Below are 16,116 nucleotides of genomic sequence, written 5' to 3'. Positions count from 1 at the left end.
GCAACGAGTTCGTATTCAAATAGTACGTACCCGTTCAAGCTTGGAGTGGCTCTGAGAGATTCATATCATTGTCGTCAATGAATCTGGACGATGACACATCTCATGCCGCATACTTAAGAAGCGATGTGCTCATTTTACAACTAAATGATTTCCAGGATTGGACCGAGCGTATGAAATGCTTTTTGTCTGTTTGTCAGATATTGATTTGCGGAACGGTTTGTGCCGAAGATCTTTCGGGCATTGAAGCTCAAAAGCCCAATACCGAAGTGAAACACTTCAATGCCTCAGATTCATTGAATGTTTTAGAAGATGCATCTGCAGACGCGAACGATTGCTTGAAGGGGCTGAAGTGGAAGCCTCAAGAATTTTCAGTGACTGTTCGCGCACCGCAAACGAAACATGGCGACCGACTCGTGCAATTCTCTTCTGCTGTTCCTTCGGGAGATGACCAGAACGACATCGTCTCGATGGAATGGTCGATGGTGAAAGATGATGCGGGGACCGTCCAGAAAGCTCCGGCAGTTGTCGTTGTCCATGAGTCCGGAAGCAGCATGGAAGTCGGACGACTCTTCGCGGGCAGTTTGAAGCATTTGGGGTTTCACACCTTTATGATTCAAATGCCGTACTATGGATTGCGTCGATCGAATTCTAAGCAACGTCATGAAGTCGATCAGGTGACCGCAATGCGGCAAGCCGTCGCCGATGTCCGTAGAGCAAGAGACGCGGTCGCTGTTCTGCCCGAAGTCGACTCAAGAACGATTACTCTGCAGGGGACCAGCCTCGGAGGATTTGTTTCGACCACAGCAGCCAGCCTGGATGGAAAATATGACGGTGTCTTTCTGATGCTCGCCGGAGGCGACCTTTACGACATCGTTCAAAACGGAAAGAAAGACGCAGCTAAGGCCCGAGAACGTCTAGCTCGTCAGGGTTTAACCGGCGAGAAGCTCAAAACGGTGACAATGTCGGTCGAACCAACACGCGTTGCACACCGCCTGAACCCAAGTCGTGTCTGGTTATACTCCGGCATGTTTGACACGGTGGTCCCTCCGAAGAATGCCGACTTGCTCGCGACCACCGTTGGGCTGGAGAAATCTCACCATGTCAAAATGCCTGCGAATCATTACTCCGGCGTCGTCTTCCTGCCGATGGTGTTCACTCACATTCAACAGGAAATCAACACAATTCATGCAGGTTCAAAGTAGGAACTGAGAGATCACTCCGCAGAGAAAACTCGCTTCCAGTCTTTTTTCATGTCGACGACAATCCAATTCCTTTTAGCGGCATCCTCAAGTCCCTTGATCAGCTTCCCGGAACTCTTTGGAGCTTTGTCATAGGCATACTCACGGTCGGCATCTGTGTGGTGAACAATTAAGCCGATTGAAGGAGCATGTCCGATTGTGGTCCACTGCAGCATTTCATAGTCCCCGTCCGAGTTTCCGAATGCTCCTCTCGGTCTGCGCCCAATTTGACGATGAATGGCGACTGGTTTCCCAGCTTTATCATCAACGAAATCGATCTCCGGATCTTTGATCAACACAGGCGTTCCATCCCGCATCTCGAAGTGCGTCTTCCCAACTGATCCCACAATCTGATTTCGTGGAATTCCGTACGCTTCTTCAGTCCAAACTCGCATAAAATCAACCCCACCACCAGAGACGATCCAAGTTTGAAAACCGTTCGCACGCAAATATGCCAACAGTTCCAGCATCGGTTGGTAACCGAGTTCATTATATGGTCGATCAAATCTTGGATGCTTCGCAGTTTTCAACCAGTTCTGAACGCGAGTCTCGAACTCTACGGTGGTAATTCCCGTATGCGTCATTGCGAGCAACTTGCCGAGGCCTTTCCGTCCACTCTCTTTGAGAGTTTTCACATCCCCCTTCAAGACTGCCTGAACCAACTTATCTTCCTTCCATTCCGGATGAGAAGGAGCGAGGCGGCGAATTTCGTCGATCGCGAAAATGAGTTGAAACGGAAGTGGATTCTCAGGCCAGAGGGTTCCATCGTTGTCGAAGACGGCAATTCGTTCTTCAACGGGAATGAAACTTTCACCTTCCGTAGTGGAGTCCTTCACATACTGAATCAAGCGATGCTTTGGGCTAGTCTCATTCCAGGAAGGAAGAGGGTCATCCGCTTGTATGCTTGAGCATAGAAAGACTGGGATAACTGCGAACAATAGATTTCGTTGCAAAGAGAACATGGCAAGACCTGACCATAGATTGAAAAGAGAGCTGGAAATTTTCAACAAAATTGATCGCATTCGAACCCAAAGCATTTTCAGTGCTTTGGGTCCACATGGAGAGTGCTTTTATGTGGAAGATCGTATATCTCCACGAGGCAGAATGCGCACATCATTTTCAAAACGACTCTTGAGTTGAGATAGTGAAAAAGCATTGCTGCCTCAAGTTGAAACAGCAATGCTTTTCGTTGCTCAAACAAAGCCCTATTTGCCAGTCGTTGCTGACTCAATTTGCTTCTGGACCTTTTCAAGATTGAATGATCCAGGAGTTTGGCTTGGCGGATATTCTTGCATAGTCATCAAAAACTGTCCGGCAATCCGCTGCATCGGAAGGAGTACAAAAACTCGTGAGAGAAACCAATCGTCGTAAGTATTGGAGTTATGTTGAGCCTTTTCGAATGGATCGCGTCGCAGGTTGAACAGCAGCGGAGTTCGCAATTCTACAAAAGGTTCGCGCCAGACTCCGAAGGCAACTCCCCGGTTTTCCAGGAAGATCGCTTTCCAGTCGTCGTACCGAATCGCAACGATCTGCCCATCGTCATTGACGTACATAAATTCACTGCGAGGTGATTTCTCAACTTTCCCACTCAGGTAGTCGAGCATGTTGTACCCGTCGATGAAATTGCGATATTGGCGATTGTTCAGTTCAACACCTTTCTTCAACTTCTCCTTGATGTCCGGGGCTCCAGCAACTGCGGCAAATGTCGGCAGCCAATCTTCGTGAGCAACAAGGCCGTTGAGGGTTTTCCCTTTAGGGAAATGTCCCGGCCAGCGGATGAACGCTGGGACACGATAAGCCCCTTCCCAGTTGGAATTCTTCTCGCTTCGGAACGGAGTTGTCCCCGCATCCGGCCAAGTGTTGAAGTGTGGGCCGTTGTCCGTTGAGTAATAGACGATTGTGTCATCTGCGATGCCAAGATCATCGATGAGTTTGAGAAGTTCGCCCACGTGCATATCGTGTTCGACCATTCCGTCGCTGTATTCGTCTTGTCCAGAAATGCCACGATGCTCTTCTTTCACGTGTGTCCGAAAGTGCATTCGCGTTCCATTCCACCAACAGAAGAATGGTTTCCCCGCATCGTTTTGACGTTTGATAAAGTCTTTCGCAGCGGCGACCGTTTCGTCGTCGATGGTTTCCATACGTTTCTTTGTCAGCGGGCCAGTATCCGTGACTTTTTGAGTCCCGTCAGCGTTGGCCCAGGAATGAATCACACCACGCGGACCAAACTGCTCTAGAAATGTTTTGCCGTTAGGAAGGACCAAGTCACCTGGATAATCTTCGTTTTCAGGTTCTTCTTCAGCATTTAAGTGATAAAGATTCCCCAGGAATTCATCGAACCCGTGCATGGTCGGCAAATGTTCGTCTCGATCCCCCTGATGATTTTTCCCAAACTGACCAGTTGCATAGCCTTGGCTTTTCATCACCGTGGCAATGGTGACATCGGTTTTCTGCCAACCTTCTTTTGCTCCGGGGAGTCCGACCTTTGTCATTCCAGTACGGACGGGAACATTGCCGCCGAGAAACGCAGCACGACCTGCTGTACAACTTTGCTGTCCGTAATAATCGGTGAAAGAGAGACCTTCACGAGCGATTCGATCAATGTTCGGAGTTTGATATCCCATCATCCCACGATTGTTGTGGCTGATGTTCCAAGTCCCAATGTCATCACCCCAGATGACAAGAACGTTTGGTTTTTTCGACTGTGCATCAGCCGAATTAGCGTGCGAGGCGAGGATGAATGATGTAGCAATGATTGCAAAACTACAAAAACGAAACGATCTCATTATTTGGCTCCTTTGAATTGGCAACCCAGACAGAAACAAGAGGACGAATAGAACTATCCGTCGAGAATGGGAGCACCAATTTTCAACGAGTCCTCAAGAATTCACAATCGTCTCAAGTAAATTTCTGTTGGGATTCGCCAAAAACTCGTCCAATAATGAGCGATGCAAAAAGCGTTAAAAATTCATGAATATGGTCTCTAAACTGTTGTCAAATTTGAACCAACAAGAACAGAAAACTTCGCGAGGAAGATGAGACTTGATCAATCACCTTTCAAAATTCCATGAACGATCTTGCCTGGTTGCCCGTCGAGCAAAGTTTGCTCTTGTCCATTTCTGAGATAAGCCAACTTATTGGGTTCGAGTCCAAACAGATGCAACAGTGTGGCGTGATAGTCGAAATGATTGACAGCATTCTCAACAGCTTTGTGACCAAACTCATCGGTCGCACCGTAAGTTCCACCGGCCTTGAATCCACCACCTGCCAGCCACATACTGAAGCCGTAAGTGTTATGGTCTCGACCAACTTTTGCAGCGCCGGAATTGTTTTGAATCACGGGAAGGCGTCCCATTTCTCCGCCCCAGTGGACTACTGTGGAATCGAGCAATCCTCGTTGCTTGAGATCTTTAACAAGTGCTGCAGACGGCTTGTCAGTTTTCTTACAAGAAGCGGGCAGGGCAGAGCGGATACTTCCGTGGTGATCCCAATATTGATTCTTTGTATAGAGTTGAACGAAGCGAACACCACGCTCCACGAGTCGACGAGCGATCAGGCAGCGAGTCCCGAACTCCTCGGTGGCTGGGTCATCTAAACCATACAACTTGTGGGTCTCTTTGGTCTCTTTCGTAACATCAAGCGCTTCTTTAGCTGCTGTTTGCATTTTCGCAGCGAGTTCGTAACTGGCAATTCGCGCTTGCAAATCGAGTTCACCCGGATGCTGTTGCAAATGTTCCTGATTCAGTTCATTCAGAAACGAGAGGTAGTTCTTCTGCGCAAGACCTGACAACTCTTTGCGTGCGTCAAGATTCAAAATTCTTGGCTCGCGCGGACGGACGACTGTCCCTTGAAAGAGTGCAGGCAACCATCCGTTCGACCAGTTATGAACGCCTTCTACCGGGATCCCTCTAGGATCGGTCATTGCCACGAATGCAGGGAGTTCCTGCGAGACACTTCCAAGTCCATATGTGAGCCACGATCCAAGAGAGGGGCGCCCTCGCTGAATCCGACCGGTGTTCATTGCATGAATAGATTGACCGTGGTTGTTCACCCCGGTTTGCATCGACCGGACAACAGTGATGTCATCAACAACTTCAGAAAGGCTCGGCAGAAGCTCGGAAAGATCCGTTCCAGACTCACCATATTTCTTAAACTTCCAGGGACTCGAAAGGACAATCGGGCTGGCTTGAGCAGCGTTGTCGTATTTAATTTTTCCTGGGAAATCTTTGCCGTCGTATTTCTCCAATTCCGGCTTTGGATCAAACAGATCCAGATGACTTGGACCTCCCTGCATAAAGAGAGAAATCATCGCCCGAGCTTGCGGAGGATTAGGAGGCTGCTTCGGCGTGAGATCGAAAGTCGTCGGAGACAATTCTGGCTGCACCGGTGCCGCGCTCACTTCGTCCTGATGCAACAACCAGGCGAGAGCAATGGATTGGAGTCCCATCGCTGAAGAGGCCAGAAAGTGTCGACGTGACGACGCCGATTGATCGTTTTCGTTTCTAATCATTGTAATATCACTTGAGGCAAAATCACTTGAGGCAAATGTTGCGAGTTTTTTCTCAATCAACATACAAGAAGGCATTTGAACTCATTAAGGCCTGACAAAAACTTGTCAGTGCAAGATGATCTGGAGTCGCCTTCACCCCGGCAGGTGGATTCTGTTGATAGAACTCTTTTTGCTGGGTGAGATAGTCGACCCCACGCTGAACTTGCTGTTCAGATGGCGGAGTACAGTAGGCGAGTTCCCACGCCTGAGCACATTGTTTTTTGAAGTCGTTTGGAGAACTTTCCTCGACTCGGCTCGCAAATTCTCCAGCAAACTGAGTGGAGAAATCACTATTCATCAACATCAATGCTTGTGGAGTGACGGTCGAAGAACTGCGAATGGTGCAATTCGGCTCCATTTCAGGCATGTCGAATGCAGCGAGGACTCCGAGTGGTCGGCTGCGACGGACCTGGATGTACAGACTGCGGCGATATTCTTCACCTTGCAAATCAATGGCCGCCAGCGGCTTTCGTTCACCGTCAAGGTTTTCTTTTCCGAGGACGATTTGACCAACTGCGTCTTCCATCACGGGAACAGGTTCGCCAAACATTTTACGATTCAGCTTTCCGCTGACAGCGAGGATAGCATCTCGCAATGTTTCGGCCTCAAGACGACGAATCGACATGTGGCTGTACAATTTATTGTCCGGGTCGACTTCATCACCAGCTTCGGTTCGTTTGGAGGACTGGCGATAAGCGGTCGAGGTCACAAGCATTTTATGGAAGGGCTTTAACTTCCATCCGCCCGACATAAACTCACTTGCCATCCAGTCTAGTAACTCTGGGTGAGTCGGCCGCGCACCGAGGAAACCGAAGTCACCCGGTGTTTCAACAATTCCGCGACCAAAATGGTTCAACCAGAATCGATTGACCAAGACACGAGCAGTCAGTGGATGATTTCCATCGGTTAACCGTTTCGCGAAAGCAAGCCGACGTCCCGATGTCGCCAAATTGGAATCATTGACTGGAATCGAGACGAGTCCGTAGTCATCCAGAATCGAGAGGCCAGCTGGAGCGAGCTTCTCCTTGGGTTGTTCAAAATCACCACGGAAAAACAGGTGAGTCTCGGGGAGTTGGCCCGCGACTTCCGTCAATGCTCTGACAAATCCCTCCTTCGGCTTCGTATTCCTGATTTCAGCCGCCTTGTTCTGAAACTCTTTGATGCGATCGGCTTTTTGCGTTGCTCGCAAATCATCGGCAGCCTTTTTCAACCGTTCGATTTCTGCTGCCGATTCCGGTGCGAATTCCTCAAGGTTCGCGAGAGTCACAATCTGCTTGGAGTGCATCCCTATCAAAGTTTTTTGTTCGGGAGTACGAGCCGACGCCGCTTTGCTCAATGCCGTCTTGACAGCAGCCCGCTCTTCTTCGGGTAAAGAAGAAAGAGCGATCTCTTGAGCCTGTTCGACAAATTCTTTTTCTTTCTTCTTCCGTTCATTGTCAATCGCAGCTGCTTCTACCCGAATCTCGCGATCATAAAGATAAAGTGAGCCGGCACTGATCTTGAGGATTTTTGGAAACTTGTCGAGAAGTTCTTTCTGTTCAGCTGTCCGTTTTGAAGCAGCAGTTTTATAAGCAACTCGCAACGGTTCGCGGACACTCTCTTCCAATTTCAAAAGTTGTGCGTCGAGTGTCTGGTCGATGAATTTGGCAGTCAGTGCAACCCGTTCATCGTCAACAAGTTTTGCTTTCGCTTCGATCTCTGCTGCGAGACGTTTGTCTTCGTCGGTATAAAGAGAAATCCTACGACTTTTCGGTGTACGCCATTTTTTCCAGTCGAGGGCCGGTTCAAAAATCGCACGCATCGAGTAATAGTCAGTATGACGAATGGGATCGTAGCGGTGACTGTGACATTCCGCACACCCGACCGTCATCCCCATCAGCGAACTTGAAACAATCTTCAGCGTTTCTGCCATCACCTGATTACGCGCCAGATTTTGATCTACGCCACCGGTCCCGGTCCCATCTGGAGCCATTCGCAGAAACCCGGTGGCGGTCAGTTTTTCGACGTTCTCCTCTGACAAATTCTTGAATGGCCCAGCAATCATTTCATCGCCGGCAAGTTGTTCGCGGATGAACTGGTCGAACGGTTTATCATCGTTCATCGACTGGATGACATAGTCACGATACCTCCAGGCTGATTGACGTTCTGTGTCCGCTTCGCTGAACCCTTCTGAGTCAGCATATCCTGCCACATCGAGCCAATGTCGGCCCCAGCGTTCTCCATAGTGGGGAGATGCCAACAACCGGTCGACCAACCTTTCATAAGCATCTGGCCGGTCGTCAGTCAGAAAGGTGTTCACTTCTTCCGGAGTCGGAGGAAGACCGATCAAATCGAATGACAATCGACGAATCAGCGTGCGACGATCTGCATCTGGAGCAAAGGTCAGCCCAGCTTCTTCAAGCTTGGCAAGAAGAAAGGCATCAATCGGATTTCGAACACGCGAAGTCTCTTTGACTGCCGGAGGATCTGGCTTTCCAATTGGTTGAAACGACCAGAAATTTCGCTCTTCGTAGGTAAAATCATCAGCTGCGATATCTTCCGGCTCATCACGTGCAGTTTTCGCTCCCGAATTAATCCAGGTACGAATTGTTTCAATTTCTTTCGCAGAAAGATTCACTTTGCCGGGTGGCATCTCACCAGATTCGATTCTCTCCAGCAGCAAGCTCCCTTTTGCATCCCCGGGAACAATCGCAGGTCCAGAATCTCCACCGTTTACGATTAACCTGCGAAGCCTCAAATCAAGCTGACCTTCGATTTCCTCTTCTTCGCCATGACAATGAAAGCATTGTGCCTTCAGAATCGGGCGAACATCCGTTTCATAAAGCGGAGTCCCTGCGCCAAATGCGGTCGCAGACAACAAAAAACATGCGGAGATGGTCAAACATGCAGGGGCAGGATTCTTCAAATTCATCATCGGTGGGTGCACGTGAGGCTATGTTGGTGGGAGCGTTCATTGTCTCAATCCATTCCCATTGATGCAAGTTGAATCCAGAGATGAATCGATTTCACCAGGCTCTCCGATGGATTGTCATGGTCAATCTGAATAGAATCCCTGATTCGCGGCAAAATCCCGGCGAGATGCAATCACCTAAATCATCAGCTCCACTAGCTCTACAGTTTTATTTCATGAGTCAGACAGCAAACGTGAAAACGACTTCCCAACCTCGCAAGAAAAAAGCCCTGATCACCGGGATCACCGGGCAAGATGGAGCTTATCTTGCCGAATTCCTCCTTCAGAAAAACTACGAAGTCTGGGGGATGCACCGAAGAGTCTCCTCTCCGACAACGCAGCGGATTGATCATCTACTGAGTGATCAGTCTGGAGCAGGCAATCAGGTTCGCCTGGAATATGGCGATCTGAGCGATGCAAGTTCACTCTCGCGGATCATCGACAAGGTCCATCCGAGCGAAGTCTACAATCTTGCCGCGCAGTCAGATGTGAAAGCTTCTTTTGACCTCCCCGAATACACAGGTGACGTTACCGGGTTGGGAACACTGAGGCTCTTGGAAGCGATCCGGAATTTTGCACCAAATGCGAGGTTCTACCAAGCCTCTTCATCTGAACTGTTTGGCTTAGCGAAAGAAACCCCACAAACAGAAACGACTCCATTTCATCCCCGCAGCCCGTACGGAGTCGCCAAGTCGTACGCGTTTCAAATTACCCAGAACTACCGGGAATCGTACGGGATGTTCGCAGTAAACGGCATCCTCTTCAATCATGAGTCTCCGCGGCGAGGTGAGAAGTTTGTGACTCGGAAGATCACCCGGGGATTGGGGCGGATTCTCGCAGGAACTCAAGAGTCCCTGTCCCTCGGAAACCTCGATGCGAAGCGGGACTGGGGATTTGCTGGCGATTATGTCGACGCAATGTGGCGCATGCTTCAGACCGATGACCCCGAAGACTATGTGATTGCAACCGGAGCGACACATACGGTTCGCGATTTTTGCAACGTCGCATTCACTTATGCAGGCCTGCCAATTACATGGAAAGGGACAGGTGTCGAAGAAACCGGCTACGGCCCAGAGGGGCAAGTCTTGATCCGCATTAACCCCGAGTACTTCCGCCCATCGGAAGTCGACTTACTCTTGGGTGATGCAACGAAAGCGAAAAAAGAACTCGATTGGACACCACAAGTCAGTTTTCAAGAACTGGTCGAGATGATGGTCGACCATGATCGAGAGCTGGCGATTTCAGAGACGAAATAACGAATCGTCCTCAAACGAGATTTCGTCACCGATTCAACAAAGAAAAATCATCCAGTTGCAGGGGCGTATTTCCGGACAATCTCTCGCGCACTTCTTAAACCGTCGACGGCTGCTGTGATGATTCCTCCTGCGTACCCGGCACCTTCGCCAACGGGGTACAGTCCTCGGATTCCTGGAGACTCACGCGTTACGCGATCTCGATCCATACGAAGAGGGGCGCTCCCCCTCATTTCGGGCCCGAGAAGCATGGCACCTTTTAAGAATGCTCCCTTCATCTTCTCATCCATGATCGGAAGCCCCTGATCGAGCCCTTGCAAAACCTGCGTGGGAAGGACCTGTCGAAGGTCGCAGCTGACCGTTCCACGTTGATACGAACTGGGGTAGCTCGTTTCTCCAATAATCGAACTTTTTTTCAGAAAGTGTTTCGCCCGTTGAATCGGGCTGTGGTATTCGCGGTTTCCGATTTCGAAAGCGACCGCTTCAAACTTTCGTTGTAGTTCAACGCCTGCAAGGGGATGGTCGCTGCCAAAGTGCTTCGGATCGAGAGTCACCATTAATCCGCTGTTCGCGAATTTGGTGTCGTGCCGAGAATTGCTCATTCCGTTTGTACAAAACTGGTTCGGCTCGGAAATACTCGGAATGACAGTCCCACCAGCACACATGCAGAATGTGTACAAGTCAGGCTGCCCCTTGGCGACAATGGTATAGTCGGCAGCTCCGAGAAGATCGAGATAACGATCTTGGCCGTACTTCCATTTATTCACGTTTTCCTGAGGCTGTTCAATGCGGAGCCCCAGCTGAAACGCTTTGGCTTGCATCGGCATGCCCATTGAATGAAGCATTTCGTACGTATCGCGAGCACTGTGACCGATGGCGAGAATGACGTGGTCTGTTGTCATGACTCCGCTGGAGGTCTCGATTCCTCGTACTTGGCCATCATCAATCTGAAACCCTTCAAGGCGGCACTCAAACCGATATTCGCCACCGAGAGCTTCGATTTTTCGGCGATAATTTCGACAAATCATCGGCAGCTTGTTACTGCCCAAATGTGGGCGATGTTCGTATCGGATTGATTCCCGACTGCCACATTCAACGAATGACTCCAGAACCCAATCAACATCGGGACCAGTCATTCGGCATGTCAATTTTCCGTCGGAAAACGCTCCGGCTCCACCTTCACCAAACAAATAATTGTTTTCGTTATCATGCTCAGCCTGTTGGCGATCAAAGGCCCGGATTTGTGGGACCCGCTCTTTGACCGGAAAACCACGATCAATCAATATCGGGCGATACCCTTTCCTGGCCAGATAATAACCGGCGAGCAGTCCGGCGGGGCCAGTCCCAACGACGATTGGTCGATGTTCCAGTGGTTGTGTGCCCGGCTCCGGATCATCAAAGTGCTTTGGATCGAACTCTTCGATCTCTTTTCGCTTAGCGAGCTTCTTCTTCAACTTGGGATCATCTGGAAGCGTGACGACTACGGAGTAAACAAACTTGATGTCGTATTTCGACCGGGCATCGAGGCTTTTTCGCAGAATCCTCCACCCGGGCAGGTCATCACGCTTGATTTGCAGCTTGTGCGCAATCGCCTTTTTCAGCTCTGCTTCGGGGGCTTCAGCAGGGAGTCGCAGATTGGTCAGTCGGACTTTCATTGTTGCTTTCAAATCACTCACGGCAGTCACGCGGCAAGATAACCGATCTTCCGGCGGGACGCATGGTCACGCGTCAGCGTTTTGTATTCGTAGAGAGAATTCCCGCTGATGGAAATAAAATCGGCTGAGAAATCGCCACATAAGGATTTCTGAGAACTTCGTTGACCTTCATTGGATGAACCGACCAGCAGGGTTAACCTAACAAACTCGACTTATCATCCCCCCAGATTTCCCTTCCCTCAATTGTCAGCCAGTCATCATGAAGCTCGCGGCTGTGGCCTCCGACAACTCGATTCTTTCAGCTCTGGAAGCTGCCCAAATTCTCTCTGAATGCGAGGTCCTTTCCTTGTGGGCAGATAACGAGAAGTTGCTAAACCGGATGCAAACCGTTTCGCCGACGGCAAAACGATGCTATTCCTGGGATGAAATTCTAGAGACACCATCGATCGACTCCGTGTTGGTCTCCGGCGTGAGTGAATACGTTCTGACTGCAGCGAAACAACTGGTTCAGGCGGGAATAAATCTCATTGTCGTCATTTCGCCAAACGAAGATGCCTCCCGCATTTTTGAATTGACCGCACTCTGGCAAGATGCCACTGACGGAGTGGTCCCCATCTTCGTTTCAGGTGTTCAAGAAATCTCGAAAGCAGTCCTCAATCAGTTTGATGAAACACGTTTAGGGAATCTCTGGAAGATTGAGTTCGAAAGAACAATCTGTAATCGCAAACACGAAACATCTGTTTCGCCTGCGCTGGCTCAGCAGTGGTTTCTGCAGGACAGTTCCTGGCTGCGAACACTCGACACCAATGCCACTCACGTCACTGCGGCATCAACAGGTCCAGATCCAGAACAGCCAATCGAAATATCGATCCGTCTCTCCGGCGAAAACGGGCTCGATTCAAACTGGAAAATCCGTCGAGACATCAGCAGTGGGTGGACCTTGGCCTTGATCGGTGAAAAGGGGCAAATCCGAATCGAGGGATCGAGCGATCAAGTGCGTGTGCTTTCAGCTCCCTATGAAGTGAATTTCCCCGACGGAAATGATTTCATCGTTTTGGATGCTCGCGCGCAGTTGATTCACATTGAAGAAGGGCACGTTGAGAGAACATGGGCAGAGTTAATCAAACTTGGCGAAATCGGAGCAACCGCTTCGCGGTCGCTAGTGAAACGTCGCACTCTGCCCGTGCATTTTGAAGAAGCCTCTGAACGCTCCCAATTCAAATCGCAAATGGCAGCGATTGGATGCGGCGCTCTGCTATGGACGATGTTCGCCATGATCGGTTTGTTGACCGTGGGAGCAATCCTCGACCCGCGAGACCGCGAATACCTAAGCTCGACGAGCGCAGATTTTGTGATTCGAACAGACGAATTCGTCGATTCGCAATCCGAACTGACAGTTTTGGGAAAAGAACACGTCGAGAAAATCGCCAGAAGCTGGACTGCTTCTTCCCCCGTCATCATCGTGGAGGAAGAGGAAAACCTCACACAAGAAAATGTCAATCCTCAGCGGCTCGCGAATGTGTTAGCGGTTTTGAACGAATACAAGATTCGAACTCCCGAGAAAATCGTGGTCCTGAGAACGATTCATGGCCAGTGGTTTGAAACTGCGATGCTCATCGGTTGGATCTTTGTTTTTACGCCGCTGGGCGTTGTTCTTCTCAGTCAGCTATTCATACTTGCGTCACGCTCGTCTGAAGAGCCTCGCACATTAAGCACCACGCGAAAGAATTCTCAGGCAACTTCCGCTCACGACAAAGACAAAAGCTCCTGAAACCTCGCCATCGATTTGAAACAATTCGTCCTCAAACTCGAATGTTCAGATTACTTTTTTGCTAATGCCTTATCACTGATACAGTAAATTGCAGCCCCGGTCCTGATGAAGATCTCTCCATTGGAAAAAGCGGGCGTTGCATTGCAATCTTCTCCCAATTTGTTGATGGAGACGACTTCCAGTTTTTCTGGATTCGGCTCGAAGACCGTTGTGGTCCCTTTTTGTCCAGTCGCGTACAGTTTCCCCTCGGCAAAAACCATCGACGCCCAGTGCGGACCATTCTCTGAACGAGGCAACTTCCAGGTTTGCTCACCTGTCTTGATTGAGAAGCACTCCAGAGACCCCGAGTTGTCGGCGTTCGCCATGTATACGAAGTCGTCGACAATCACACCTGTGCCAATTCGCTGAGGGTTTCGCAGGTCACCTGTATGCCAGATGCGGTGCGACTCAGTTGTGTTGCCTTGCCCACCCAATTTGAAGGCAAAGCCGGGACCGCGAAAACCTCCCAGAATCACTGCCGTCTCTCCACGAATCATCAGGCTGGTGTAGCAAAGATCGCTCTTCTCAGCATGAAGACCTTCGATGAAGTTGATTTCCTTGCCAGATTGCGGGTCATAGCTGACGACTCGTGTGTGGTACGGACAAAGAATTTGGTCCTTTCCATCAACATTGACAATTGATGGAGTCGCCCATGTTCCGACATAGCGACCTTTGTCACTCGCGCTGCCACCCGGTTCGACTTCGGATTGCCAGCGAGTCTCCCCCGTTTTCTTATCGAAGGCAATCAGGAATGTCCGTTCGCCGGGCCCACAAAGTTGGATCACCATATCTTTGTAAAGTAACGGAGAAGGTCCGCCGCCCCAGATGTGGTGAAACTCTCCCAGATCCCGAGACCAGACGGGCGTGCCGTCCAGCTTGTAGCAGTGCATTCCAGCCGAGCGATGCCAGACATAAAGGTGTTCGCCATCCGAGGCTGGAGTCGAAGGACAGAATGGATTGGTTTTGTGTGTCTCTTCGATCTTGTCGTAATTCACCGTTTGAATCCATTTCTGTGATCCGTCGGCACGGTCCAGGCAAATCGTTGATCTTTTTTGCCCCTGATCTTCAGCACATAACAGGAACACCTCATCACCAATCACAATTGGACTTCCGTTTCCCGGGCCGGGCAGGGGGGTTCTCCAGATGATGTTCTTGTCAGAATCCCAGGATGTCGCAAACCCGGACTCCTCCGAGACCCCATTCCCTTGCGGACCACGAAAAGCGGGCCAGTCAGCGCTCACTGCCTCGAGTGCGAACGCAAAACAGAGAAACATGACACAAGAGATGAGGGGGAATTTCATGACGCTCTCGCAAATCAAATGTTGGTCTTCACATCCTGCTTCATGGCGAGCAGTTTATGAAGTCGGGAATTCATCTACAGGGTACAAATTCAGGAGTACAAACCGGTATTGAACAATGCTCTGTCAAATTTTTCAAATATCTGGAGCAAATTCTCACTGCTTCGGCACTCACTGCTTCGGCACTCACTGTTTCAGCACTCACTGAATGGGACATAGCTTAGCCCGAACGTCTCTGCGACAGCTTGATTCGTCACACAACGACGGTGCATGTTGACAGCTTCGATTATACCCGGAACGCGATCACAGGCAGATTGCAATCCTTTGTTGGCAATTTCCCGGATGTACGGCAACGTCACATTACAAAGTGCATAGGTGCTGGTCCGCCCAACGGCTCCGGGCATGTTGGTCACACAATAATGGACAATACTGTCGACGACATATGTTGGCTCTGAATGTGTGGTCGGCCGGCTCGTCTCGAAACATCCCCCCTGATCGATGCAAACATCAACAACCACGGCGCCTGACTTCATGATTTTCAAATCTTCCGCCGACACCAAATTTGGAGCTTTCGCTCCGGGGATCAAGACGGCACCAATCACCAGATCGGCACGCTGAAGTTGCTCGCGAATGTTATGTCGATCTGAAAATAAAGTGTTCACATTGGCGGGCATGATGTCTTCGAGATACCGTAAGCGTTCGATGTTGATATCCATTAAGACGACATCCGCCTGAAAACCAGCAGCGATTCGTGCGGCATTTTTCCCCACGATTCCACCACCCAAAACCACAATATGGGCCGGCGCGACACCGGGGACTCCACCTAGCAGAACTCCCCGACCTTGATGCGGGCGTTCGAGATATTTCGCTCCTTCTTGAATGCTCATCCGCCCAGCGACTTCACTCATTGGTGTCAAACAGGGTAAGTCGCCTTTGACTCCGCGAAGAGTTTCGTACGCCAGCGCAGTCACTCCGGTATCGAGAACCTCGCGCGTTAATTCTTCATCGGCTGCAAAGTGAAGATATGTGAAAAACATTTGCCCTTCACGCAAGAGCGGCCATTCATCTGCCTGCGGCTCTTTGACTTTGACAATCAACTCTGCCTGAGAGAAGACTTCTTCAGGACTACTGAGAATCTCAGCTCCATGAACGGCATATTGCTCGTCTGAAATTCCTGACTCTAGCCCGGCACCTTGTTCGACCAAAACACGGTGCCCAGCCCGTGTCAGTTCTTCAGCACCGACTGGCAACATGGCGACCCGGTACTCGTCTGACTTCACTTCTCTCGGAACACCAACGATCATGATCGTCACTCCAATAGTCTCAGCTTGTCTCATCGAAAAATGTGTTCGACTCAATCACT

General features: G+C 50.1%; 10 protein-coding genes. 3 read left to right on the top strand and 7 right to left on the bottom strand.

Annotated features, from left to right (window positions below):
- Positions 1-182: 182 nt before the first annotated feature.
- Positions 183-1,202: a dienelactone hydrolase family protein gene (locus Mal48_RS08295; RefSeq protein WP_145197895.1), complete on the top strand. Its 1,020-nt coding sequence runs from the start codon at positions 183-185 to the stop codon at positions 1,200-1,202.
- Positions 1,203-1,213: 11 nt separating this feature from the next.
- On the opposite strand, the gene Mal48_RS08290 is transcribed toward Mal48_RS08295, so the two are convergent.
- The 4 genes from Mal48_RS08290 to Mal48_RS08275 form a co-directional block, all read right to left on the bottom strand.
- Positions 1,214-2,200, bottom strand: coding sequence for an HAD family hydrolase (locus tag Mal48_RS08290; RefSeq protein ID WP_145197893.1), 987 nt, complete (start codon positions 2,198-2,200; stop codon positions 1,214-1,216).
- Between the two features lie 243 nt (positions 2,201-2,443).
- Positions 2,444-4,024, bottom strand: coding sequence for an arylsulfatase (locus tag Mal48_RS08285; protein WP_145197891.1), 1,581 nt, complete (start codon positions 4,022-4,024; stop codon positions 2,444-2,446).
- Between the two features lie 260 nt (positions 4,025-4,284).
- Positions 4,285-5,748: a DUF1501 domain-containing protein gene (locus Mal48_RS08280; RefSeq protein WP_145197889.1), complete on the bottom strand. Its 1,464-nt coding sequence runs from the start codon at positions 5,746-5,748 to the stop codon at positions 4,285-4,287.
- A 52-nt stretch (positions 5,749-5,800) separates the two neighbouring features.
- Positions 5,801-8,701 carry a PSD1 and planctomycete cytochrome C domain-containing protein gene (locus Mal48_RS08275; protein ID WP_145197887.1) on the bottom strand — a complete coding sequence of 967 codons (2,901 nt, stop codon included), beginning with the start codon at positions 8,699-8,701 and terminating at the stop codon, positions 5,801-5,803.
- A 212-nt stretch (positions 8,702-8,913) separates the two neighbouring features.
- Between Mal48_RS08275 and gmd the strand changes: the two genes are divergently transcribed.
- Entirely contained in the window at positions 8,914-9,993 is a 1,080-nt protein-coding gene (gene gmd, locus Mal48_RS08270) for a GDP-mannose 4,6-dehydratase (protein ID WP_145197885.1), read from the top strand.
- Between the two features lie 47 nt (positions 9,994-10,040).
- Here the strand turns inward: gmd and Mal48_RS08265 are convergent, their stop codons facing one another.
- Complete coding sequence (locus tag Mal48_RS08265) at positions 10,041-11,645, bottom strand: NAD(P)/FAD-dependent oxidoreductase (protein ID WP_145197883.1); 1,605 nt, start codon at positions 11,643-11,645, stop codon at positions 10,041-10,043.
- Positions 11,646-11,904: 259 nt separating this feature from the next.
- On the opposite strand from Mal48_RS08265, the gene Mal48_RS08260 reads away from it, so the two are divergent.
- A complete protein-coding gene (locus Mal48_RS08260) occupies positions 11,905-13,416 on the top strand; it encodes a hypothetical protein (protein ID WP_145197881.1) in 1,512 nt (503 codons plus the stop codon).
- Between the two features lie 50 nt (positions 13,417-13,466).
- On the opposite strand, the gene Mal48_RS08255 is transcribed toward Mal48_RS08260, so the two are convergent.
- A complete protein-coding gene (locus tag Mal48_RS08255) occupies positions 13,467-14,756 on the bottom strand; it encodes an outer membrane protein assembly factor BamB family protein (RefSeq protein ID WP_145197879.1) in 1,290 nt (429 codons plus the stop codon).
- A gap of 191 nt (positions 14,757-14,947) precedes the next feature.
- On the bottom strand, positions 14,948-16,057 hold the full coding sequence (gene ald / locus Mal48_RS08250; protein WP_145205897.1) for an alanine dehydrogenase: 1,110 nt from the start codon (positions 16,055-16,057) through the stop codon (positions 14,948-14,950).
- Positions 16,058-16,116 lie beyond the last annotated feature (59 nt).

The organism is Thalassoglobus polymorphus (assembly GCF_007744255.1).
GTDB lineage: Bacteria > Planctomycetota > Planctomycetia > Planctomycetales > Planctomycetaceae > Thalassoglobus > Thalassoglobus polymorphus.
The sequence above is the reverse complement of the archived record's forward strand: the minus strand, read 5'-3'. Positions and strand labels throughout refer to the sequence as shown.

Bases quoted from the DNA above. Each gene is read 5' to 3' on its own strand.
- Mal48_RS08280 (WP_145197889.1), bottom strand. From the start codon at position 5,748: ATGATTAGAAACGAAAACGATCAATCGGCGTCGTCACGTCGACACTTT.
- Mal48_RS08260 (WP_145197881.1), top strand. From the start codon at position 11,905: ATGAAGCTCGCGGCTGTGGCCTCCGACAACTCGATTCTTTCAGCTCTG.
- Mal48_RS08265 (WP_145197883.1), bottom strand. From the start codon at position 11,645: ATGAAAGTCCGACTGACCAATCTGCGACTCCCTGCTGAAGCCCCCGAA.
- ald (WP_145205897.1), bottom strand. From the start codon at position 16,057: ATGATCGTTGGTGTTCCGAGAGAAGTGAAGTCAGACGAGTACCGGGTC.
- gmd (WP_145197885.1), top strand. From the start codon at position 8,914: ATGAGTCAGACAGCAAACGTGAAAACGACTTCCCAACCTCGCAAGAAA.
- Mal48_RS08285 (WP_145197891.1), bottom strand. From the start codon at position 4,024: ATGAGATCGTTTCGTTTTTGTAGTTTTGCAATCATTGCTACATCATTC.
- Mal48_RS08255 (WP_145197879.1), bottom strand. From the start codon at position 14,756: ATGAAATTCCCCCTCATCTCTTGTGTCATGTTTCTCTGTTTTGCGTTC.
- Mal48_RS08290 (WP_145197893.1), bottom strand. From the start codon at position 2,200: ATGTTCTCTTTGCAACGAAATCTATTGTTCGCAGTTATCCCAGTCTTT.
- Mal48_RS08275 (WP_145197887.1), bottom strand. From the start codon at position 8,701: ATGATGAATTTGAAGAATCCTGCCCCTGCATGTTTGACCATCTCCGCA.